Origin of the sequence: Silicimonas lutimaris (assembly GCF_047314965.1) — a bacterium.
GTDB lineage: Bacteria > Pseudomonadota > Alphaproteobacteria > Rhodobacterales > Rhodobacteraceae > JAVJUV01.
Genome location: NZ_JBLBVK010000053.1, coordinates 17,381 through 39,586 on the forward strand (window position 1 = coordinate 17,381; position 22,206 = coordinate 39,586).

General features: G+C 62.7%; 23 protein-coding genes. 7 read left to right on the plus strand and 16 right to left on the minus strand.

The window, feature by feature from the left end; genetic code table 11:
• Nucleotide 1 precedes the first annotated feature (1 nt).
• Nucleotides 2–1,951 carry a BTAD domain-containing putative transcriptional regulator gene (locus ACKLNI_RS14155; protein ID WP_413719729.1) on the minus strand — a complete coding sequence of 650 codons (1,950 nt, stop codon included), beginning with the start codon at nucleotides 1,949–1,951 and terminating at the stop codon, nucleotides 2–4.
• A 129-nt stretch (nucleotides 1,952–2,080) separates the two neighbouring features.
• Between ACKLNI_RS14155 and ACKLNI_RS14160 the strand changes: the two genes are divergently transcribed.
• The gene (locus ACKLNI_RS14160; protein ID WP_413719730.1) at nucleotides 2,081–2,782 is read left to right on the plus strand and encodes an SDR family NAD(P)-dependent oxidoreductase; all 702 of its coding nucleotides are present in this window, start codon (nucleotides 2,081–2,083) and stop codon (nucleotides 2,780–2,782) included.
• 102 nt (nucleotides 2,783–2,884) lie between these two features.
• Here ACKLNI_RS14160 and ACKLNI_RS14165 read toward each other — a convergent pair whose 3' ends face one another.
• The 5 genes from ACKLNI_RS14165 to ACKLNI_RS14185 all read right to left on the minus strand — a co-directional run bounded on the left by ACKLNI_RS14165 (nucleotide 2,885) and on the right by ACKLNI_RS14185 (nucleotide 6,983).
• On the minus strand, nucleotides 2,885–3,295 hold the full coding sequence (locus ACKLNI_RS14165; RefSeq protein WP_413719731.1) for a hypothetical protein: 411 nt from the start codon (nucleotides 3,293–3,295) through the stop codon (nucleotides 2,885–2,887).
• 23 nt (nucleotides 3,296–3,318) lie between these two features.
• Entirely contained in the window at nucleotides 3,319–3,999 is a 681-nt protein-coding gene (locus ACKLNI_RS14170; protein WP_413719732.1) for a DUF2927 domain-containing protein, read from the minus strand.
• A 369-nt stretch (nucleotides 4,000–4,368) separates the two neighbouring features.
• Complete coding sequence (locus ACKLNI_RS14175) at nucleotides 4,369–5,313, minus strand: phosphatidate cytidylyltransferase (protein ID WP_413719733.1); 945 nt, start codon at nucleotides 5,311–5,313, stop codon at nucleotides 4,369–4,371.
• Nucleotides 5,310–5,975, minus strand: a complete 666-nt coding sequence (locus ACKLNI_RS14180; RefSeq protein ID WP_413719734.1) for a lysophospholipid acyltransferase family protein — start codon at nucleotides 5,973–5,975, stop codon at nucleotides 5,310–5,312. The genes ACKLNI_RS14175 and ACKLNI_RS14180 overlap by 4 nt, the downstream gene beginning before the upstream one ends.
• Nucleotides 5,976–6,158: 183 nt before the next feature.
• Nucleotides 6,159–6,983 (minus strand): sulfurtransferase, encoded by an 825-nt coding sequence (locus ACKLNI_RS14185; protein ID WP_413719735.1) that lies wholly within the window; start codon nucleotides 6,981–6,983, stop codon nucleotides 6,159–6,161.
• Between the two features lie 230 nt (nucleotides 6,984–7,213).
• On the opposite strand from ACKLNI_RS14185, the gene ACKLNI_RS14190 reads away from it, so the two are divergent.
• A complete protein-coding gene (locus tag ACKLNI_RS14190; RefSeq protein WP_413719736.1) occupies nucleotides 7,214–7,741 on the plus strand; it encodes a 2,4'-dihydroxyacetophenone dioxygenase family protein in 528 nt (175 codons plus the stop codon).
• A gap of 15 nt (nucleotides 7,742–7,756) precedes the next feature.
• Here the strand turns inward: ACKLNI_RS14190 and ACKLNI_RS14195 are convergent, their stop codons facing one another.
• From ACKLNI_RS14195 to ACKLNI_RS14220, 6 genes are all read right to left on the minus strand, one after another.
• On the minus strand, nucleotides 7,757–9,175 hold the full coding sequence (locus tag ACKLNI_RS14195) for a homospermidine synthase (protein ID WP_413719737.1): 1,419 nt from the start codon (nucleotides 9,173–9,175) through the stop codon (nucleotides 7,757–7,759).
• A 71-nt stretch (nucleotides 9,176–9,246) separates the two neighbouring features.
• Nucleotides 9,247–9,822 (minus strand): sarcosine oxidase subunit gamma, encoded by a 576-nt coding sequence (locus tag ACKLNI_RS14200; RefSeq protein WP_413719738.1) that lies wholly within the window; start codon nucleotides 9,820–9,822, stop codon nucleotides 9,247–9,249.
• Nucleotides 9,815–12,829 carry a sarcosine oxidase subunit alpha family protein gene (locus ACKLNI_RS14205; protein WP_413719739.1) on the minus strand — a complete coding sequence of 1,005 codons (3,015 nt, stop codon included), beginning with the start codon at nucleotides 12,827–12,829 and terminating at the stop codon, nucleotides 9,815–9,817. The genes ACKLNI_RS14200 and ACKLNI_RS14205 overlap by 8 nt, the downstream gene beginning before the upstream one ends.
• Entirely contained in the window at nucleotides 12,826–13,155 is a 330-nt protein-coding gene (locus tag ACKLNI_RS14210; RefSeq protein ID WP_413719740.1) for a sarcosine oxidase subunit delta, read from the minus strand. Before ACKLNI_RS14210 ends, ACKLNI_RS14205 begins: the two co-directional genes overlap by 4 nt.
• Nucleotides 13,156–13,254: 99 nt before the next feature.
• Complete coding sequence (locus ACKLNI_RS14215) at nucleotides 13,255–13,500, minus strand: hypothetical protein (protein ID WP_413719741.1); 246 nt, start codon at nucleotides 13,498–13,500, stop codon at nucleotides 13,255–13,257.
• Nucleotides 13,501–13,659: 159 nt separating this feature from the next.
• Nucleotides 13,660–13,845: a hypothetical protein gene (locus ACKLNI_RS14220; protein ID WP_413719742.1), complete on the minus strand. Its 186-nt coding sequence runs from the start codon at nucleotides 13,843–13,845 to the stop codon at nucleotides 13,660–13,662.
• 188 nt (nucleotides 13,846–14,033) lie between these two features.
• On the opposite strand from ACKLNI_RS14220, the gene ACKLNI_RS14225 reads away from it, so the two are divergent.
• Nucleotides 14,034–14,177 carry a hypothetical protein gene (locus ACKLNI_RS14225; protein WP_413719743.1) on the plus strand — a complete coding sequence of 48 codons (144 nt, stop codon included), beginning with the start codon at nucleotides 14,034–14,036 and terminating at the stop codon, nucleotides 14,175–14,177.
• A 212-nt stretch (nucleotides 14,178–14,389) separates the two neighbouring features.
• Here the strand turns inward: ACKLNI_RS14225 and ACKLNI_RS14230 are convergent, their stop codons facing one another.
• Nucleotides 14,390–15,637 (minus strand): sarcosine oxidase subunit beta family protein, encoded by a 1,248-nt coding sequence (locus tag ACKLNI_RS14230; protein WP_413719744.1) that lies wholly within the window; start codon nucleotides 15,635–15,637, stop codon nucleotides 14,390–14,392.
• A gap of 176 nt (nucleotides 15,638–15,813) precedes the next feature.
• Between ACKLNI_RS14230 and ccmI the strand changes: the two genes are divergently transcribed.
• The 3 genes from ccmI to ACKLNI_RS14245 are packed head-to-tail and all read left to right on the plus strand — an operon-like array spanning nucleotide 15,814 to nucleotide 17,737.
• On the plus strand, nucleotides 15,814–17,019 hold the full coding sequence (gene ccmI / locus ACKLNI_RS14235; protein ID WP_413719745.1) for a c-type cytochrome biogenesis protein CcmI: 1,206 nt from the start codon (nucleotides 15,814–15,816) through the stop codon (nucleotides 17,017–17,019).
• Nucleotides 17,016–17,492 (plus strand): Holliday junction resolvase RuvX, encoded by a 477-nt coding sequence (gene ruvX, locus ACKLNI_RS14240; protein WP_413719746.1) that lies wholly within the window; start codon nucleotides 17,016–17,018, stop codon nucleotides 17,490–17,492. The genes ccmI and ruvX overlap by 4 nt, the downstream gene beginning before the upstream one ends.
• Nucleotides 17,489–17,737: a DUF1289 domain-containing protein gene (locus ACKLNI_RS14245; protein WP_413719747.1), complete on the plus strand. Its 249-nt coding sequence runs from the start codon at nucleotides 17,489–17,491 to the stop codon at nucleotides 17,735–17,737. Before ruvX ends, ACKLNI_RS14245 begins: the two co-directional genes overlap by 4 nt.
• Before the next feature lie 94 nt (nucleotides 17,738–17,831).
• Here ACKLNI_RS14245 and ACKLNI_RS14250 read toward each other — a convergent pair whose 3' ends face one another.
• The 3 genes from ACKLNI_RS14250 to ACKLNI_RS14260 all read right to left on the minus strand — a co-directional run bounded on the left by ACKLNI_RS14250 (nucleotide 17,832) and on the right by ACKLNI_RS14260 (nucleotide 20,803).
• Entirely contained in the window at nucleotides 17,832–18,611 is a 780-nt protein-coding gene (locus ACKLNI_RS14250) for an ATP-binding cassette domain-containing protein (protein WP_413719748.1), read from the minus strand.
• Nucleotides 18,608–19,678 (minus strand): ABC transporter permease, encoded by a 1,071-nt coding sequence (locus ACKLNI_RS14255; protein ID WP_413719749.1) that lies wholly within the window; start codon nucleotides 19,676–19,678, stop codon nucleotides 18,608–18,610. The genes ACKLNI_RS14250 and ACKLNI_RS14255 overlap by 4 nt, the downstream gene beginning before the upstream one ends.
• Before the next feature lie 93 nt (nucleotides 19,679–19,771).
• Nucleotides 19,772–20,803 (minus strand): substrate-binding domain-containing protein, encoded by a 1,032-nt coding sequence (locus ACKLNI_RS14260; RefSeq protein WP_413719750.1) that lies wholly within the window; start codon nucleotides 20,801–20,803, stop codon nucleotides 19,772–19,774.
• 178 nt (nucleotides 20,804–20,981) lie between these two features.
• On the opposite strand from ACKLNI_RS14260, the gene ACKLNI_RS14265 reads away from it, so the two are divergent.
• On the plus strand, nucleotides 20,982–22,187 hold the full coding sequence (locus ACKLNI_RS14265) for an ROK family transcriptional regulator (protein WP_413719751.1): 1,206 nt from the start codon (nucleotides 20,982–20,984) through the stop codon (nucleotides 22,185–22,187).
• The last annotated feature ends 19 nt before the right edge of the window (nucleotides 22,188–22,206 follow it).

The following is a 22,206-nucleotide window of genomic DNA, read 5'->3' on the forward strand; positions in this document are numbered from 1 at the left end:
ATCAGCCCCCGGACCAGCCACCCCGCCTGAGAGCCTGGAGAAACGTCTCCAGGCTTTCATCCGTCGAGAAGGGGTAGGTTTCGCGGACATAATTCTCGGAAAAATCAGGCTGCGCCTTCAGGAGCAACTCAAGCACCGGTTCCGCCAGATCGCTGCGGCCGGCCGCGCCGAAAGTTGCGAGACAGCGCTGCAACCCGCGGGAATACCCAGGCGCAATCGCCACGATCTGCCTGGCCTCTTCGACGGCGCGGTCCAGTTCTCCGAGGTACATGTGGCACGTCGTCAGATCGCCCAGCACCGCCGCCCGTGCTCCGTGGCGCGGGTTCAGGCGAAAGATCGCCTCGAAATGCTCGACCGCCTCTTCATAGCGACATACCCATTCCAGCGCACAGCCATAGGCGTGCCGGGCCAGCGTAGCTGATGGGTTCAGACGGACCGATTCTTCCGCGTGGAATAATCCGGCGCCATAGTCCCTCGCTCCGAAAATCAGCGCCAGGCCGTGATAGGCATGTGCCTCCCAGTCCTGACCGTCCACGGCGATCGCCCTGCCCGACGCCTCCAGCGAGGCTTTCATCGCACCGAGGTGATCATCCGACCAGGCCATGATGAAAAGCCGCCAGTTGAGCTTCGCAATGCGAGACCAGGCGCGCGCATAATCCGGCTCCAGCCGCGTTGCCTCTTCAAGCAGTGGCTTCTGTTCGAGGTTCGATTCCAGCGTACCGTAGCCTTCGCCGCCCCGTCGCTCGATCTCGTCAGCGCGTGCGACAAGCTGCCAGGCCCGAAGATCGCCCGGGCGGCCACGCGAAATGCGCTCGGCCTCGGCCTGCCCCAGCCGGGGTTCCAGGCGCGCGACGATGGCGCGGCTGACCTCGTCCTGAAACGCAAAGATGTCGTCCATCGTGCCGTCGAAGGCCTCCGACCAGAGCGCTCGGCCGCTCGCGGCTTCGGTCAGCGAGGCCGTGATCCGGATCCGGTCTCCCATCCGCCGGACGCTGCCCGACACGACATATCCCGCGCCCACTTCGGCCGCCGAAACACGCAGGTCGATCTCGCGCGCCGTCTTCCAGCCTATGGCCTCTGGTCCGATCACCGGGAACCAGCGCCAGTAACTGAGCGTCACGCGCAAATCGTCCGCGATGCCTTCGGCGATCATCTGGCCGTCGTCGTCGTTGCCCAGGTGTTCGAAGCAAAGAAGAAGAACCGCAGGACGTGCGAAAATGGTTCGCCCGACGCCGGATCGCTCGATGGCACCGGCATCCGCAGGCCGTCCTTCGGCCTCCTGGACGATCCGGGCAAGGGCTGCGCCAGGCGACGCGTCCAGTTCACGCGCCAGCCGTGCTTCGTGTTCACGGTAAAGGGCAAGCGCCTCGGGCCTGCGTCCCCGCGCAAGGGCCACGCGCATTTTCCCCGCAACCGCCGCCTCGTTCAGCGGATCATGCTGCAACAGCCGATCGGCCAGCCGCACCGCATCTTCCCAGTCCTGCCTCGCCTCGGCACCGGCAAGCGCGGCTTCGGTGCGCGCTGCCTGCCGTGCAAGAATCGCCGCGTTCTGGTGACGCCGCCAATCCTCGAAACTGTCGGACCTGAGGTCAACGTCTTCCATGAGCGCGCCACGGAGCGCGCCCTCGGCCAGATCTTCGGCCCAGACATCGAAGGTCACAGGCGCATCGTCGACCAGCTCGATCCGGTCGGCGTCGGCCTCGAAAACATCAACGCCCAGCGGTTCCAGCGCCTTTTTCAGGACCGAGAGTTCCTGCCGCAGCGATGCCCGCGCCTGGGCCTCCCCCCGGTCGGGCCAGAGCATCTCCGCCGCGCCATCCCGCGTGACGCAGCGGCTGGGCGAGAGAGCGAGGAGACCAAGAAGCGCCCGGGCCCTCCGGGACCGCAACGGCAATGCCTCGCCGTCAAGGCGGGCATCGAACGGTCCCATAAGCCTGATTTCAAGTGCCATGCGCTCCGTCCCTTCTGCCGGGAAGGGAAGCCGAACTGGAGCCCCCGGTCAAGCGGAGCCGCTCAAGGGCGTCTTGGAGGGCCGGCGCTCATGCTATACCAAATCCGAAACGCGGGAATGAGGGCGCGCATGCCGACAGCAGTCATCACGGGTGGTACCGGCGGGATCGGTGCCGGTGTGGCCGAAACCCTGGCTTCGAGGGGCTGGCGGGTCGTCGCGACCGGCGCGACCGAGGCCGAGGTCGCCAGGTACGACGCGCCGGAAGGCGTGAGCGCCCGCGTTCTCGACGTCACCAGCGACGCGGACGTGGCCGCATTCTTCGCGGACCTCGACGCGCTGGAGGGGCTGGTGAACTGCGCCGGCATCCTGAGAAAGGCCGAGGAATACGACATCGCCACCTTCCAGAAGGTGATCGATGTCAACCTGACCGGCACCATGCGCTGCTGCCTCGCAGCCCACCCGCTTCTGGCACGGGGCGGAGGCGCGATCGTCAACACCGGTTCGATGTACTCGATTTTCGGCGGCCCTCACGCGCCCGCCTATACCGCGTCCAAGGGCGCGGTCGCGCAACTGTCGAAGGCACTGGCGGGCAAATGGGCGCCGGATGGTATCCGCGTGAACGCCATTGCACCCGGCTGGATCGAGACACCCATGACCGAGGCAATCCGGGGCGACGCGACGCGCGAGCCGGCGATCCTGAATCGAACGCCCCTTGGCCGCTGGGGACAACCGGCAGAGGTCGGATCACTCGTCGCGTGGCTTTTGTCGGACGAGGCCTCCTTTGTGACGGGTGCCGTCTATCCGGTGGATGGTGGCTACTCAGCAATGTGACGCGTTGCGCTTTGGGCGCCTCGCGCGAATTCAGGCTCAATTTTTTACCCGGAACCGAAGCCGAATTTGATCCGGTGACAGATGAGTTCAGATGTACCGGAACTAGAGATTTGCCTTAGATTTCTTGCAGGTCCCTCGGCCATTGTATTGATTTGCATAACCCATTGCCTGCACCGACACCAAGACTTGCGAATTCCCCTTGAAGTACGCCAGCCGATAACTCAGCCGAGCTGTCTTGCCTGAACTGTCAGGCAACAGAACGGACCACATCAGAACGAGTTTCTTCGTGGAATCGGATTTCACCTCCGCAGATATCGGACCTCCCTCCACGAAGTGAATGACACCATCTTCGACAAGATATTCGTTGAGCTGCGCGTCGTGAATGAAGATCATCTCTTCGGAAATGAGATTTTCGGTTTTCGTAAGTTTGCAGCGATAAACATCCACTTGCTTTGCGTACGATTGCGAACCGCAAAAAAGCAGCATGATGGCGAGAATTGAAATGGACTTCATCTGGTGCCTCCTAAGTTCCTGCATCATGGCGGGTAGTGCATCTGGATAGCCTTTGCGTCCTGACCTTTAAGCTTTCTCACGTTCGAGCCTGTTTCGGAGAAGATCGATCGGTTGTGGTAGTATCTGTTGTGAATATCCGTAAGCAGTCCGAGAGACTGGACGATTTCCTCAAGAAACACAGATGTCAGTGCCTTGTCGTCGACATCGGTCGCAACCGTCACGCGCGCCATCTGGATTATCGACCCGCCCCGCGGCGCAAAGACTTCCGCCAATCCGGTGGCGCCGCCCAACAAGAAGATCTCGTCAACGGAACGTGGCGCACCATCGAATGCCGCGACGCGGTCGTGTGCCAGAACTATCGAGATTTTCGGCGTTCCACTTGTTATCTGCCTGAGCCTCACCCCGGAATTCACACCAGTAATTTGCGCAATCGCATTCTGGATAGCCCGCTGCGCGGCTTCAGACCGCTTCCTCGTGACCCCATCTTCGACCCTGACAACGCGCACCGTGAGGTCCATCGCGTCAGTCTTTCCCCAGCGGACAAGCGGCTTTTGACACTTGCCACCAGGCGGGGCGGCACAGGCAACTGCACGATAGAAGTCGGGATCGCTTAGTCGCCCTTTGGATTTCACGCTCTCCTGGGCAATTGCTCCCGAAATCACGATGGGGAAGACAAACAGAACTCCAAAGAAAAAACGCTTCATAAGCCCGCAGCAATTTGAGCCAAGGTCGCTGTCAGAAATTGCTTTGGTCCGGCTGGCCATAGACCTCCCAGCGGCCGAGAAATTGACGCCCTACCCAAGGCAATCACCCCTCAACCTCGATCTCATATTTTTCAATCACATAACACAGTCAGATGTCGGCCGCCCTTGATACATATCAATAGCGAAAATCATGTATCGGTCAGTCGAGGCTTTCTGAGTCAACTGTATGGGCAGAGCGAAAATCTCCTAGATTGGTGAACACTGAATTGGAATCGCGCGCGAACGCCGGCCAAGGAAGATCGTGGGGCGTTTTTCGGACGTGGCGCGCCCTTCCACGGGCGCTGTCTATCTGGTGGACGGCGGGTATTCTCAGCTCAAGAGGTGTCGCGAGACGTGATAGAAGACCGGAGCGGCGAAGATGACGCTGTCGAGTTGGTCGAGGAACCCGCCGTGTCCCGGTATGAGATGCGACCAGTCCTTGATACCCTTGTCGCGTTTTATCGCGGCGAAAACGAGGCTCCCAAGTTTCCCGCTGACGGACGCCAGGGTCGCCATCGCAATCGCCCCGGGAAATCCGAAGGGCGTGATCCAGCTCAGCAGCGCACCGATCATGGCGGCGCACAGGATTCCCGTGACCATTCCCTCGATTGTCTTCGAGGAAAAGTTCGGAGCAACGCGATGCCGGCCGAAACTGCGATCCGCGAGATGCTCGAACAAATCCCCGAGCTGGACAACCATCACGAAGAAGACAATCAGCAGAATGGCTCTGTCTGATCCGTCGGGCATGTCGAGAGCCAGCAAAGCCGGAATATGGCTGATGCAGTAGACGCAAATCATCTGCCCCCACTGGGTCTCTGCCACCCGGATGAGGAAGATCTTCGGATCTCCCCTGAGGGCGCTGACAACCGGAAGAAGCAGGAAGACATAGACCGGTATGAACACGGTGAAGAGGTCGCTCCAATCAAAGGCGACGAAGAGATACTGCAGCGGGAGAATGACGAAGAACGCCAGGACCAGCGAGAGGTGGTCCGCGCGTCGCTTCTCGGCCAGCGTCAGGAATTCGCGCAGGGCGGCGAAGCTGACAAAGCCAAAAAGCAGGATCATGCCCGTTCGCCCCCCGAGCAGGGCGAGAGACAGCGCGATCACCATCGCCCACCAGGAATGCACCTTCGTCATGAAGGATTCGACGATGGGATTTGTCTGTCCGGCGGGGAATCTTGCCCGGAGGAGTTCGCCAAGGATGGTCAGAACGCTGAGAATGCAGAATACGGCGACGCCCAGCAGCAGAATGTCGAGCGTGGTTCCACTGGTCATGGCGCGGCATCCTCGGAGGAACGGGACAGCTCGAGGAGAGCGCCTGCCGCCCGCTTGAGGAAATCATCCTTGCTTTCGCCCTCCGCGATGTGAACCGGAGCGCCGAAGGTGACCGTGCAGATGAGCGGCAGCGGGATCACCTCGCCCTTCGGCATGATTTCGTTCAGATTGGCAATCCAAGTCGGGACCAGATCGACATGCGGTCTCGCGCGCCCGATGTTGTAAAGGCCGGCCCGGAAAGGCAGCAGAGGCTCCTCGGTCATGTTGCGCCGTCCCTCGGGGAAGATGATCAGGGACGACCCCTCATCGATCGCCTTGAGGATTTTCTCCAGGGGGTCTTCCTGTCTGGCTTCCGGGCGGCGATCGATCAGGACACAGTTGAAAACTTCCGGTCCGACAAAGGCGCGGAGGCGATTTTTCAGCCAATAGTCCGCCGCCGCCACCGGGCGTGTCTGGCGCCGCATGTGATTGGGAAGAACAGTCCAGATCATTGGCATGTCCGCGTTGCTGACATGATTGGCATAGTAGACACGTTGCCGGGCGACAGGTTCGATGCCGCGCCAGTCCGCCCGCACGGCAGTAATGAACCGTGCGGCGAAGGCCAGCATGTGGCCAACCACCCGCGCGGCGAGTTTTCGAAGATGCGGCAGAACGGAAGCCATGCGCGGACTTTGCGCGAGCCGCGAAAAAAACGGAAGCCGCTTCGCGGCGACGCAAAGGGGAAGACCAACCTCCCAAAAGCCTGTCGGAAACGCATGGATTGCCGCCTTGCCGGCACCGCAGGCGCCCAGTGGCCCGGGACTGCGCGGCAACCAACGATTGCGGCCGGACGTGAAGACCCCCCTCTATCGCTCGATGGGAACGCCCACCATGCTGCCCCACTCCGTCCACGACCCGTCATAAACCCGGACACTTCTGAAACCCAGGAATTCGGTCATCGCGAAACTTGCGAGTGTCGCCCGATGCGAAAGGCGGCAGTACGAAATGATCGGCGTGTCGATGTCATGCACATGAGCACCGATGATCTGCCGGATTTCATCAGCGGACCTGAAGGTCGTGTCCGGATTGAGCAACGCGTCGAAAGGCACGTGTATGGCCCCGGGAATCCGGCCATACCGCTCGGCCCCCACGTCGGGCTTTCCCGGCAATCCCACACGCTGTCCGGAGTATTCCTCGTACGAGCGATGATCGAAGATGAGACTGTCGGGATTGCCGATATTCTCATGCACGTCCCTTCGGGTCGCACGAATGGCCGGATTTCGCTGTCCCATGGTGTAGGTCGCGGGGGCGACGTTCGGTTCCTCCAGCACGATCGGACGGCCTTCACGCCGCCATTTGTCCTTGCCGCCATTGAGAATGCGGACATCGGCATGGCCAAACAACTTGAAGACCCACCAAGCGTAGGTTCCGAATTGAACGGGAGCTCCGTAGAACACGACGGTTGTGTTGTGCCGGATTCCGGCTTCTCCAAGACGAACGCAGAATTCCTCGTCCGCAGGAAACTGACGTTCGAACGGGTCCCATAGCTTCGCCTTCCAGTTCCAGCCCAGGGCACCGGGGATGTGACCTTCCAAGTAATCCTCGCGACCGTCCCAATCAATTTCGATCAGGCGGACGTCGGGGTCATCGATATGGTCCGCCAACCAATCCGTTTCCACCAATGAAGCCATGGTGATCCTCTCCCTTGCGCGGCAACGAAACCATTGCAAACCAAGTCGACATTGTCACGGCGTCCTGCAATGCCTGTGCATTCGACATCCGCGTTGTCCGGGTACGGGGGCCTTCCGTTCCACGCCTTTCTTCAGGGCCATCCCTAACCGGGTGCCTTGATGTGAAAACTGACGACGGCAGCCTTCAAATAAGTCTATCTTCCAGGAAACCACCGTAAGTGGAGCGTGGAATGCCCCTTGAAGCCGACGACGCAAATGCCGTGACACCCTACCAGTTGCCTTTCCCGAAGGACGCGCAGGACGAGATCGTCATCCCGGACGCCATCTCAGGCGACGAGCGGCTCTGGGTGCCGCAGGCCGAGAACGTCTCGTTCCGTCCCCTCTGCCTCAATCGCAGCCAGGGCTACTGGATGAACCTTCTCCGCGTACGCAAATCCGGCGTCCTCTCGCGCCACCGCCACCCCCAGCCCGTGCACGGTTTCGTGCTGAAGGGCCGCTGGCATTACCTCGAACACGACTGGGAGGCGCGCGAAGGCTCCTACGTCTTCGAACCGCCCGGCGAGACGCATACGCTGGTCGTGCCCGACGACGTTGACGAGATGATCACCTATTTCCAGGTGAACGGCGTGATGATCTATGTCGATCCATGGGGCAAGGTCATGGGCTACGAGGACGTATTCACCAAGATCGACATGTGCCGAAACCACTATACCGAAGTCGGTCTGGGCGAGGATTACGTCGACCGGTTCATCCGATAGAGCGTGCGGACAGCTTCAACTGGCCAGCACGTTCTTGAACTGCCAGGGATCTGCCTCGTCGATATCTTCCTCGAACTGGGTCCATCGCTCCGAGATCGGCGTCCAGTCGGTGTAATGCGCCTCGACCGGGCCAAGATAGGGGCGCTGGATTTCAAGGCAGCGCACGTGGTCCATCTCGTCGGTTTCGACGATCCCGGCATTCGGGTTTTCCAGCGCCCAGACCATGCCGGCCAGAACCGCAGATGACACCTGGAGTCCGGTCGCGTTCTGGAACGGAGCCAGATCGCGCGTCTCTTCGATCGACAGGCGCGAGCCGAACCAGAGCGCGTTCTTCTCGTGCCCGTAAAGCAGCACGCCCAGCTCGTCGATTCCCCCGGTGATTTCGTTCTCGTCGAGAATGTGCTGCACTTGCTGGATCTTGCCCGATCCGAAAGTCTCGTGCAGTGACAGTACGGCGTCGTCGCAAGGATGATAGGCATAATGGCAGGTGGGCCGATACTCGGGATTGGCCCCCTCGCCCACGGTGAAATAATCCGAGATCGAGATCGCCTCGTTATGCGTCACGAGGAACCCGAACTGCGGACCGGGTGTCGGACACCACGTGTGAACCCGCGTCATCGCACCGGGGCGCGAAATCCAGATTGCGGCCTGGCAACCGGCTTCATGACCCTGCGCATCTTCGGGCATCCAGGTCTCGTGCGTGCCCCAACCCAGTTCGGCGGGCTGAAAGCCCTCGGAGATGAAGCCCTCGACCGACCACGTATTCACGAAGGTTCCGATCTTCTTCTGGCGCGTCGACTTCTGCGTGTCCCGTTCGGCGATATGGATTCCCTTGACGCCCAGCGATTGCATCATCCGCGCCCAACCATGCCGATCCTTCGGCATCGGATCGGTCCGTCCGGTATCGGCGGCCAGCGTCATCAGCGCTTCCTTGACGAACCAGCTTACCATCCCCGGGTTCGCGCCACAGCAGGAGACCGCGGTGGGGCCGCCCGGATTGCGCGCCTTCTCGTCCCGGACCGCCTGCCGCAGCGCGTAGTTCGTGCGTTTGGAATTGTCCTCCGTGTCGAAATAGAACCCGGCCCACGGCTCGACCACGGTGTCGATGTAGAGCACGCCCAGTTCCCGGCAGCACTTCATGATATCGAGCGACGAGGTGTCCACGCTCAGGTTGACGCAGAATCCCTTGCCTTCGGCGAAGAGCCGCCCCAGCACATCGCGGTAATTCTCTCGCGTCAGCGCCATCTCGACATGATGGATGCCGCGCTGCGACAGGAAGGTATGGTCGTCGAGATTGGGCTCGATCACGAAGACCTTTTTCGCGTCATACTCAAAATGACGTTCGATCAGGGGCAGCGTGCCGCGCCCGATGGATCCGAAACCGATCATGACGATCGGGCCGTCGATCCGGCCGTGGCAGGGGAAACTGGTCATGTCATCACTCCGTGGTCGATCGCAGCGGGCCTAACATGCCCATCCCGGATGTCGAGCCCGCAATTGCAGCCTCAGCGGAAATACCCGACCTCGCTGCCGGGCTCGGCCGCATTGACCAGAAGACCCCAGACGTATTCCGCCACCGAGCGGAAGCAGATCACTTCGGCCCGGCCCTCCTCGTGGAACCACAGCGCCGCCGGCACCTGCGCAAGGCGCGTCCGTCTCATCTCTCCCACGGGCAGCGCGCCGGGCCGCAGATCGGCGGGCGTCAGCTTGGCCAGCACGTTCCGGATCGCCGCGCCCTCGCCTTCCAGAGTGAATGACGCCCGGGCATCGGACACGTCCACCGCAAGGTGATGCTCATTCTTCAGCGCCTTTCCGATCGCGCCCAGCGCCTTGGCAACGCCGTCATGGGGCAAGAGGATCAGAAGCTCGTCCGGCGACATCCAGCAAAGCCCGCTCTCACCAGAGGAACTTGCACCGCGCTGTCCGGGAAACTCCACGCCTGCGGCTTTGGACGCAGCCGCTCTCACCGCCTCGGAGGAAAAATCGCCCCGAAGCGTGATCATGCCGCGAAGCCCGTTCTCACGGATCGCCACCTGCCCCTTGAAGGATGCGCCCTGAAGGGCGCTGACTGCATCAGACATTCTGCTTCTCCCCGTCCGGGTCATAGAAGACCGGGCTGACGATCTTCGCTCTCACCACCGTGCCGTCGAGTTTCGGGAACTCCAGCGTTTCACCCATTCGGTCCGGCCCGCGTTCGACCAGCCCCATGGCGATGCCACGCCCCAGGGTCGGCGAGTGATAGGTCGAGGTCACACGACCTTCTGTCTTCCTCTGTCCGTTGTCGTTCACGCCCGGCTCGGCGGCATAGGCGCCGTCAGGCAGAACGGAGCCATCCTCGGTCTCCAGCCCGACGAGCTTCCAGCGCAAGGGGTCGGTCATGTGCTCGCGCTCCTGCGCGCGCTTGCCCAGATAGTCTTCCTTTTTCTTCGAGATCGCCCAGTTCAGCCCGAGATCCTGCGGGATCACCGTACCGTCCGTCTCGTCTCCGATCATGATGAAGCCCTTCTCGGCCCGCATGATGTGCAGGCACTCGGTGCCGTAGGGCGTGATGCCAAAGGGTTTGCCGGCGGCCAGCAACGCGTCCCAGAATGCGCGGCCCTGCGAGGCGGGCACGGCGATTTCATAGGAGAGCTCGCCCGAGAACGAGATCCGGAAGACCCGTGCGTCGAACCCGCCGATCTTGCCTTCGGCCCATTGCATGAAAGGCAGCGCCTCTTTCGAGAGATCCATATCGCTGCCCAGCGCCTGCAAAACGTCGCGGGCTTTTGGGCCGACAACGGCCACCTGCGCGTATTGCTCGGTCACGTTGGCGACATAGACCTTCCAGTCCCACCACTCGGTCTGGAGCCATTCCTCCATATGGGCATGGATTCGGTCCGCTCCGCCCGTGGTCGTGTGGCAGAGCCAGGTATCCTCGTTGATCCGGGCAACCACACCGTCATCGGTCAGGAACCCGTTCTCGGTGCACATCAGCCCATAGCGGCATTTGCCCACCGGAAGCGTGCTCATCATGTTGGTGTAAAGCATGTCGAGGAAGCGCCCCGCGTCCGGCCCCTTGACGATCAGCTTGCCAAGGGTGGACGCATCCAGAAGACCTACGCCGTTCCGCGTGGCCGTGACCTCGCGCATCACCGCGTCATGCACGCTCTCGCCGTCCCTAGGGAAGGCATAGGGGCGCCGCCAGTGGCCGACCGGCTCCCAGTGCGCGGCGTTCTCCTCGTGCCAGCCGTGGATCGGCGTGCGCCGCAAGGGCTGGAACAACGCGCGCCGCGCCTCGCCCGCGATCGCGCCCATCGAGATCGGCGTATAGGGCGGGCGGAACGTCGTGGTGCCGACCTTGGGAATGTCCTCGCCCAGCTGCCCGGCCAGGATCGCCAGACCGTTGATGTTGGAAAGCTTTCCCTGATCGGTCGCCATGCCGAGCGTGGTGTAGCGCTTGGCGTGCTCGACGCTCTCAAAGCCTTCACGCGCGGCCAGTTCCACGTCCGTCACCTTCACGTCGTTCTGATAATCCAGCCAGGATTTGGCCTTCAGTTCGTAAGGCGCGTTTTCGGGCATGTTCCAGACCGGCGCCAGCGACTGACGCTCCTCGGCCTTGGCATCAGGTGCGTGCCCGGCCTTTGCCGTCCAACCCGCGCGTTCCGCCGCCACACGGCCCGCCTCGAAGGCATCGCCAAGGGCTTCGGCCGTCGTGACCGCACCGCTGGCGATCCCCGCCGTCCCGACGAAGGGCAGCCCGTCCGCGCCCGTCGGCGCCCGGTCGGGGTCGGGGCGGAAGAAGGCCTCGGTCTCATCCCAGACCAGCTTTCCACCGCAATGGGACCAAAGGTGCACGACCGGCGACCAGCCGCCCGACATCGCGACGCAATCGGCCTCGACCTGTTCGATCACCTCGCCGGTGCCCGACTGTTCGCAGATATAGACGTTTTCAACGCGCCCCTTGCCGGTCACTTTCGCGATTCCGCGCCCGGGCGTCACGCGGATGCCCGCATCGCGCGCGGCCTGAACAAGCGGTCCCGTGACCTCCGGCCGCGCATCGACGATCACCGGGGCCGTCAGCCCGGCCGCCTTCAGCGCCAGCGCGGTGCGGTAGGCGTCGTCGTTGTTGGTCACCAATACAAACCGGCGGCCCGGAGCGGCGGCATAATCCACGACATAGTCGCGAACGGCGGATGCCAGCATCACGCCGGGCAGGTCGTTGCCCGCAAATGCCAGCGGCCGTTCGATCGCGCCGGTGGCCGTGACGATCTGGCGGGTCCGCACCTTCCAGAGACGGTGACGCGGAAGGGTGTGGTCGGGCGCGTGATCGGTCAGCCGTTCGTAGACCAGCGCATAACCGTGATCGTAGACACCCGCGCCCATCGCTCGCGTCCGCACCCGCACGTTCGGCATGGCCTCCAGCGCGGCGACAGTCCCGGCGATCCAGTCGACGGCAGGCTTGCCGTCGATCTCGGCGCCATCCACCGGCGCGCGGCCTCCCCAATGCGCCGTCTGCTCGACCAGCAGAACCTCGGCCCCGGCTTCGGCGGCTGCTTTCGCGGCCGTCAGTCCGGCGATTCCACCACCGATAACAAGAACATCCACGGTAATGTGAAAGTACTCGTAGTGATCCGCATCGCGGTGCCGGGGTGCCTTGCCCAAACCAGCCGACTGGCGGATGAAGGGTTCGTAGACATGCTTCCAGAAGGCGCGTGGCCAGAGGAACATCTTGTAATAGAAGCCTGCAGGCAGGAACCGCGAGAGCTTCGCATTGATCTCTCCCACGTCGAACTCAAGGCTTGGCCAATGGTTCTGGCTTTCCGCCACCAGACCATCGAACAACTCGGTGGTCGTGGCGCGCGCGTTCGGCTCGAACGTCTTGGCCGTTCCCAGGTTCATCAGCGCGTTCGGCTCTTCCGGCCCGCTGGTGACGATGCCGCGCGGGCGATGGTACTTGAACGACCGTCCGACCAGCATCTGGTCCTGCCCGATCAGAGCGGATGCCAGCGTATCCCCCTTGAAGCCGCGCAACTGACGGCCGTTGAAGGTGAAGTTCTGCGGCTGGCCACGGTCGATCAGGCGGCCGCCTTTCGGGAGACGATGGCTCATGCGAAATCCCTCCAGCTCCAGCCGGGCCGCTTGGCGGTGATGGCGTCACGGACCTCCTTCGGCGGTTCGGTGACCTGCGCCTTGTAAGTTCCGAAGACCTCCAGCGTCATTGTATCCCGTGCCGCGTGAAACCACTTGCCGCAGCCATGGGAATGGCGCCAGCGCTCGAAGTGAACGCCACGAGGATTCTCGCGCATGAAGAGGTAGCCCTCGAATTCGTCATCCGACGAACCGGGACCGAACCGCTTGAGATGCGCCTCGCCGCCGGGCGAAAGCTCGGTCTCGTCGCAGTCGATGCCGCAATAGGGACAGGTCAGGATCAGCATGGGCTGATTTCCTTTGTCATCAGAGTGTTACAGGTGGAAGCGGAGACGAAAAAGGCGGCAGCCGAAAGGCCGCCGCCAAAAACGCGTCCGGAAACCGGCTCAGTCGGCCGGTGGAACCGGCGTCGCAGAGGTGTCGGGCAAGGCAGGCGCGGCTTCGATACCCGCGCTCTCCTGGGACGTATCGCCGCCGCCACCGGCAAGACCGACGCCGATAAGCGCGACGATGGCAACGAGAACGATGACCACCCAAAGCCACGCGCCGCCCGTGCCCGTGCCGGCGTAGTCCGGGTAGCCCGCGCGATGCCCCGGACGGGCCTGGTCTCGGTGGGAATAGTAGTCAGACATGTCGTGTCCTCCTTCCTGTGGGCAGAAGGAGACCACGAGACGGCGAGTCGCGCAGTAGCTTTGAGCGGCCAGACCGGACATGCGCTAAAAGCTGCGAACCGGGCCTGAGTCGATGCGCTGCAAATGGCCAATTCAAGAGCCGTGATGGTTTTTGGCCGATCAGAAGTTCGTGTAGACCTGCGGTCCCTGGGGTGGCTCGTCCATGATCCCGTAGCCTCGGAAGGAAACAATGACGAGCCCCGCGAGCATGAGAGGGACCGCGACGCCTGCAACGAAACCCAGAACGGCACCTGGCCGGTTGCGCAACCTCTCGGCGATGCTGCGAATGCGGTGGAACAGGCGCATGGGACGGTCTCCTTTCGGTTCGCCCCGGAACCTATGCCGCATCCCCCACGCTTCAAGGCGATCCGAAGATTTCTAAAAGCTTTCGCGGTCGGGCCGTCGGAACAGAATGTTTCCGCACCCGGGCTTCTTTCCTTCCGGCCAGTCCCCATATCAAAGCGGTGAAGGGGAATGCCCAACGGAGGGGAAGGATGAAGGGTATCGTGTTTCTGAGTGCGCTGGCGGGCATTCTCTTTCCGCTGAAGGCACTCTATGCTCGACGCGCGGCGAGGCGGGACCCGGTGGATCCCGAGTCGCTGAAAGCGGTCAACTTTTCCCATTCCAGTGGACACTAGATGAAACCCGTATTCCAGATCATGCCCCTTGCGATTCTTCTTGGTGGCGCATTCGTCGCCGTCTGGCGAGGAATGGACGACCCGTCCAGCCGCAAGGCAAAGCGCAACCGTCGCAAGTAAAGCGCCCGGCGCGACCTGACAGAACGAGACGGGCCCGCCGCCCCCCGCTGTGCACGCTGGCTCCGCACCGAGTTCAGGATCGGCGGACAGGATCAATGCGCCACCCCCGCCGCGACGCTTTCGTCGATGAACCGTCCATCGCGGAACCGGTCCAGCCCGAACTCGGCCGCCAGCGGCCCCGGCTCACCCCGCGCGATCATCTCCGCCGTGGCCCAGCCTGAGCCCGGAATGGCCTTGAAGCCCCCGGTTCCCCAACCGCAGTTGATGAAGACGTTCTCGACCGGCGTCTTCGAGATGATCGGCGAGCGGTCGCCGGTCATGTCCACGATCCCACCCCACATCCGCAGCATCTTCAGCCGCGAAATGATCGGGAAGGTCTCGACCAGCGCGCGCACCGTCTCCTCGATGTGGTGGAAGCTGCCGCGCTGCGTGTAGTTGTTGTAGCCGTCCGCGCCGCCGCCGATCACCATCTCGCCCTTGTCGGACTGGCTCATATAGCCGTGGACCGTGTTCGCCATCACGACGACGTCCATGCAGGGCTTGATCGGCTCCGAAACCAGCGCCTGAAGCGCCACCGATTCAATCGGCAGGCGGAACCCGGCCATGTCGGCGACATGGCCCGAATGACCCGCCACCACGATGCCCAGCTTTTCGCAGTCGATGTCGCCGCGGCTGGTCGTCACGCCCACGACCTTGCCACCCTCGCGCCGGATGCCGGTAACCTCGCATTTCTGGATGACGTCCATGCCCATTTCCGAGCATTTCCGCGCATAACCCCAGGCGACCGCATCATGGCGCGCCGTTCCGCCCCTCGGCTGCCAGAGCGCGCCCAGAACAGGGTAGCGTGGCCCGCGGATCTCGATGATCGGGCAGAGCTTCTTGACCTCTTCCGGCCCGATGAAACGGGTCGCCACACCCTGTAGCGCGTTGGCGTGCGCGGTGCGCTTGTAACCCCGGATCTCGTGCTCGGTCTGGGCCAGCATCATCACGCCGCGGGGGCTGAACATCACGTTGTAGTTCAGGTCCTGGCTCAGGTCCTCATACAGCGACCGCGCCTTCTCGTAGATCGCGGCAGAGGGATCCTGCAGATAGTTCGAGCGGATGATCGTCGTGTTCCGGCCCGTATTACCGCCACCCAGCCACCCTTTTTCGAGGATCGCGACATTCCGGATCCCGTGGTTCTTGCCGAGGTAATAGGCCGTGGCCAACCCGTGGCCGCCCGCGCCGATGATGATCACGTCGTATTTCCGCTTTGGCTCGGGCGAACCCCAGGCCCGTGTCCAGCCCTGGTGGTTGCGCATGGCCTCGCGGGCGACGGCGAAGACGGAATAGCGGCTCATGATACCTCACGCTCCAGAACCGGGCGTCCCCGGCGTTGCTGACGTTCTTCTGCAAGGATTCCCGAAGCATTGGTCTTCAGCAAGCGGCAGGACAAATGTCTTTCGCGACACGAGGACGCGGGAGTTTGTCGCGCTTGCCCCTTCCCGTCCGCGCCTGGGGCGATTAAGTCGGGGGCATGCTGTTCTGGCTTGCTCCGATCCTGATCGCGACCATTGTCGCCCTGCTGCTCCTCCGGGCGCTGCGCACAAGCCGTGAAGACGGGCTGAGCGCGGTTGAATCCGACATCGCGGTCTACCGCGACCAGCTGAAAGAGGTCGATCGCGACCTTGCCCGCGGCGTCCTGACCGAGGCTGAGGCCGAGGCTGTGCGCACCGAAGTGTCGCGCCGCCTGCTGGAAGCCGATCGCCGCGGCGCGAAACGCAGCGCCGCATCCGATGGCCGCGTCCTGCCTGCCGCCGCAATCGTGGTTGCGGCGCTTCTCGCGGGAAGCTTCCTGCTCTACGCACGCGTTGGCGCTCCCGGCCTTGCCGACCTTCCGATGACCGAGCGGCTCGAGAACCTCGACGCCGCCGCACGCGCGCGCCCCTCCCAAGCCGAGGCCGAGGAACAGGCGCGCGAATTTCTCCCCGAGGCGCCCCCGGCCGACCAGAATTTCCTGATCCTGATGGACCAGCTTCGCGCCGCGCTTGCGGACCGGCCCGACGACGTACAGGGCCTGACGCTACTGGCCGAGAACGAGGCGCGGCTGGGCAATTTCACCGCCGCACGCGAGGCGCAGGAGCGCCTTATCGCCGCCTATGGCGAGGATGTTCCGATCGAGGAACGGGTAGCGCTACTGGAACTGATGGTGTTCACCGCCGGCGGTTTCGTGTCACCCGAAGCCGAGGCGGTTCTGTCAGCCATTCTCGAAGCGGAGCCCGGGCACGAGGTCGGTCTCTACTATGCGGGCCTGCTCTTCTCGCAGAACGGCCGCCCGGATCGCGCCTTCCCGATCTGGCGCCGGCTTCTGGAAACCTCGGCGCCCGACGCACCCTGGATGCCCGTGCTTCGCGCCGAGATCGAGAACGTCGCCGCTGCGGCCGGTGTGAATTACAGCCTCCCCGACCAGCGCGGCCCGACAGCCGCCGACATGGCCGCCGCAGGGGACATGACAGCCGAGGAACGGCAGGACATGATCCGCGGCATGGTCGAGGGCCTGGCCGAGCGGCTGGCCACAGATGGCGGCCCGCCCGAGGATTGGGCGCGGTTGATCGGTGCGCTCGGCGTGTTGGGCGAAACCGCCCGCGCCCGTGCCGTCGCCGACGAGGCACTGGCGGTATTCGCGGGCAATTCCGACGCGCTCGCCACCATCAACGCCGCGCGCGCCCGGATCGGCGAATGATCTGCGAGAAGATCGAAGAGTTCACCCGGGCGCTCAGACCCATCCGCCCCGTCGCGGGCCTGGACCTCGGGACCGAGACCATCGGCGTCGCGGTCTCTGACGGTTTCCGACGTGTCGCGACACCACTGGAAACCGTCCGCCGCAAGAAGTTCACCTTGGATGCCGAAAAACTGTTGGCGATCTTTGCCCACCGCGAGATCGCGGGCGTGATCCTCGGACTGCCGCTGAACATGGACGGCAGCGAAGGCCCGCGCGCGCAATCCACCCGTGCGTTCGCGCGCAACCTGTCGCGACTGACCGAGATACCGATCGCCTTCTGGGACGAGCGCCTGTCGACGGTTGCCGCCGAAAAAGCACTGCTTGAGGCGGATACGACACGAAAACGTCGCGCCGAGGTCATCGACCATGTCGCGGCGAGCTATATATTGCAGGGAGCGCTCGACAGGATGGCGCATCTGGAGGCAGGCAGTTGAACGACAGACCCAGCGACATCGTCTGGCGGCGGGACGAAATCGAAAGTCCCTGCGTGAAGATTTGCGTCCTTCAACCGGAAACACGTATCTGCCTTGGATGCTACCGCACCGGCGACGAGATCGCGGCTTGGTCGCGACTGTCGCCCGAAGCACGCAGCGCCATAATGGCCGAACTTCCAGAGCGCGCAAAAACCCTTCCCGGCCGCAGGGGTGGACGCGCGGGCCGGATCGCACGCGGAACCTGAAACGTCCGCTTCCCGGACAACACCCGAAGAAGAAAACGGGCCCGGCGCCAAAGGCGACGGACCCGCAGGACACCGGCGAAGCCGGCGCAATCGCTCAGGCCGGAACGGCCTCGGCTGGAGGCTCCTTGGCCCCCGTCATGAAGGCCACCGCGTCGGACATCGTATAGTCCTTAGGGTCAACGACGCACAGCCGCTTGCCCAGCCGGTGGATGTGGATGCGGTCCGCCAGTTCGAAGACATGGGGCATGTTGTGGCTGATCAGGATGATCGGGATACCCCGAGACCGAACGTCCTGGATCAGTTCCAGAACCCGCCGGCTTTCCTTAACACCAAGCGCCGCCGTCGGCTCGTCGAGGATGATCACCTTCGAGCCGAACGCCGCCGCGCGCGCCACGGCCACGCCCTGACGCTGCCCACCCGACAGTGTTTCCACGGCCTGGTTGATGTTCTGGATCGTCATGAGACCCAATTCCGTCAGCTTCTCCCGCGCGATCTTTTCCATCGCGGGCCGGTCAAGCTGCCGCAACCACTTGCCCATGAAGCCGGGTTTGCGAATTTCGCGCCCCATGAACATGTTGTCTGCAATCGACAGGGCCGGGCTGACGGCGAGCGTCTGATAAACGGTCTCGATGCCATGCGCCCGGGCCTCGATGGGGTTCTCGAACCTGACCGGCTTGCCGTCCAGGTACACTTCCCCCTCGTCGGGTTGAATGGCGCCCGACAAGGCCTTGATCAGCGTCGATTTTCCGGCTCCGTTATCGCCAATGACCGCAAGGATCTCGTCGCTCCTTAACTCGAAGTCGCAGTGGTCCAGAGCTGTCACTCGGCCATAACGCTTGACCAGGTTCTTTCCTGTGAGAATGGGCTCGCTCATCCGGATACCTTTCTAATCCATTGGTCAACGGTTACAGCGGCGATGATCAGCACACCGATCAGAAGGAAGGTCCATTGCGCATCCGCGCCCGCCAGACGCAGCCCCATCTCGAAGACGCCGACGATCAGCGCGCCAAGGAACATGCCGATGATCGACCCCCGGCCGCCGAACAGCGATATGCCTCCGATCACCACGGCGGTGATCGACTGGATATTGCCCTGCATCCCTGTCGAGGCCCCCGGAGAGATCGCGCCGAACCGACCGATCGCCACCCATGCAGCGATACCGCAAAGAAGCCCCGCGACGGTATAGACCTGAATCAGAACCTTGTCGGTGTTCACCCCCGCCAGTTCGGCGGCCTCCTTGTCATCGCCGACGGCATAGACGTGCCTCCCCCACGCCGTACTCGACAGAATATAGGCAAAGATCCCGACAAGGATCAGGAAAGCCACCACGCCATAGGTCACGCGCGCGCCGCCGATCGTGAACAGCTCGCCCCAGAACTGCAGCGACGGGGCCTCGGCCTCGATATCCTGGCTCCGGATCGTTTCGTTCCGCGAATAGATATAGTTCGCCGCCAGAATGATCTGCCACGTGCCCAGCGTCACGATGAAGGGCGGCAGGCGCAGCCGTGCGACCATCCAGCCGTTGGCAAATCCCATCATCGCGCCCGCGGCCAGCCCGATCAGGATCGACAGCTCGGCCGGAATGCCATAGCGGAACGAGAAATTTCCCATGATCACCGTGATGAACACCAGCATCGCGCCCACCGACAGGTCGATACCGGCGGTGATGATCACCAGCGCCTGTGCGATGCCCAGAATGCCGACGATGCCCACCTGCTGAAGGATCAGCGACAGGGTGCCGACACGCCAGAAATTCGGATTGATCAGACCGAACGCGATGATCGCGGCGATGATTACGATCAGCGGAACAAGGAACGGATACTTGTGCAAAAGACTGTGGACCGTACCGAAAAACCCGGTGTCGTGACCATCGAACTCGGCCACGGCCTCCTCCCGGCGCGTCTTTACGGACTCCTCGTAACTGTCGGAATCGGCTGCCATGCTCCCCTCCCCAGAGATAATTCAGGCAATAGAAAAGGGGCGGGCCGAAACCCGCCCCCTGATATCAAGACTGCACTCAAGTGATCCCTTGGATCAACCCCAGCAGAGCTCGAGACCTTCGGCAACGCTGATCGACGGCACGCCGTCGACCGGCTTGTCGGTGATCAGCGCGACACCGGTGTCGAAGAAGTTCTTGCCTTCGGTCGGCGCCGGCTTCTCGCCGGTGTCGGCGAAGGTGCGGATCGCCTCGACGCCAAGTTTCGCCATCAGAAGCGGGTACTGCTGCGAGGTGGCGTCGATGATGCCGGCTTCGACATCCTTCACGCCCGGGCAGCCGCCGTCGACGCCGGTGATGATGACGTCATCGGCCTGAATGCCCATCGCCTTCATGGCTTCCCACGCGCCCGAAGCGGCGGGCTCGTTGATCGAGTAGACGACGTTGATGTCGGGATCGATGGCCAGAAGGTTCTCCATCGCCTTGCGGCCGCCTTCCGGGTTGCCCTCGGTGACGTCGTTGCCGACGATGCGCGGATCGTCCTCGTCGCCCCAGCGGTTCGGGTCGTTCAGCTCGATGCCGAAGCCATGCATGAAGCCCTGGTTCCGCAGCACGCCAACCGTCGGCTGAGCCGGGTTGATGTTCAGACCAGCGATCTTCGCATTCGCCGCCCCCTCTTCGCCCAGCGTCGCACGCGCCCAGGCACCGGCAAGACGGCCGGCTTCGAAGTTGTCGGTGGCGAAGGTCATGTCGGCGGTTTCGATCGGCGCAAACGGCGTGTCGAGCGCGATCACCAGAACCCCGGCGTCACGTGCAGCGGTCACGGCCGCGACAAGCGAGTCCGGAATGGACGGGGTGATCAGGATACCGCTCGCACCGTTGGCGACGCAGGTTTCGATCGCGGTGATCTGCGACTCAAAGTCGGTGTCGAACTTGCCCGAGAACGTCGAGAGTTCCACGCTCTGCTCTTCCGCAGCCTGCTGCGCACCTTCGCGCATCTTGACGAAGAACGGGTTGGTTTCGGTTTTTGTGATCAGGCAAGCGCTGACCGAATGGCTTCCGGCATAGGCACTGCTCGCAGCGATCGCGAGCGCAGCAGCGGATGCACCAAGTGTAAGAATTTTCTTCAAGGCTAGTCCTCCCAAGACTTGTTTGTGGTCGTTCGACCTTAGAGCACGCGCTCCAAGGCACGTGTCGTGGCAACAGGAAAAACAAATTCCCAACATCTGTCAATAAATAAATCAACTTTATTTATTATTGACAAAAGCCCCCGCCACTCGCAGTCTCCTGCGACAAGGGAGGACGCTCGTGCATCGGGTCGAAACAGCCGAATCTTATCAGCTTTCTGGCGTAAAAGGCTCGAATCAAAGCGGAATTCGCGCACACAACGAACGACTTCTGTTAACGATCCTTCGGCAGGGCGGCCCCATGGCGAAGGCAGACATCGCACGATCCACCGGACTTTCCGCGCAGACCGTCTCGAACATCATGCGTAGCCTTGAGGATGACGGGCTGATCGTCAAGGGCGAGCCGCAGCGTGGCCGTGTCGGCCAGCCCTCGATCCCGATCTCACTGGCGGAAGACGGGGCGTTTTTCTGGGGCATGAAGATCGGCCGGCGCAGTACAGAGCTGGTTCTGATCAACTTTCTCGGAAAGGTTATCGCGTCGGCCCATCGCACCTATCGCTACCCGACGCCCGAAGACACGGTGCAATTCGCCCGCAAGTCGGTCACTCGAATCGTCAACACCCTCACAAGTGTGCAACGAGAAAAGATCGCCGGCTTCGGCATCGCAATGCCTTTCCAGATCTGGCGCTGGGCGCGGGAAATCAACGTCGCGCCGGAGACCATGTCCGCCTGGAGGACTTTCGACGTCGCCGAGGCTTTGGAAGACATTTGCGGCTGTCCGGTCTTCCTTGAAAACGACGCATCCGCAGCATGCGGTGCCGAACTTGTTTTCGGCGATGCCACCCTGCCGCGGGATTTCCTGTATTTCTATGTCGGCTACTTCATCGGTGGCGGCGTCTCCCTTGGCGGACGCCTCTTTACCGGTCCGACCGGCAATGCCGGCGCGATCGGCCCTATGCCGGTTATGGATCAAGCTGGGCAGCCAACCCAGCTTCTCGAGGCGGCCTCGCTGTCGTGTCTCGAACGTGAAGTGCAAGCGGCGCACGGCGACAGTGAAAGCCTTTGGGCATCAACGGAAAGCTGGAACGTCCCCGAAGACGTCTTGCGCGACTGGGTGAACACCACGGCAAACGGTCTGTCGCAGGCCATCGTGTCGGCCCTTTCGATCATAGACTTTGAAGCCATCCTGATCGACGGCTGGATGCCCGTCAGCCTCCGGGCCAGCCTCGTCGCAGCCACTCGCGACAAGCTCGAAACGGCGAACATGACTGGCCTCAACAAGCCGCAGATCCGCGAAGGCAGCATCGGGCCGGACGCCCGCGCGCTCGGAGCCGCAAGCCTGCCTCTGTCGCACCGGTTCCTGCTGGACAGCCGGGCTTCGGTCTAGGCTTGCCCAGACCGGCGCA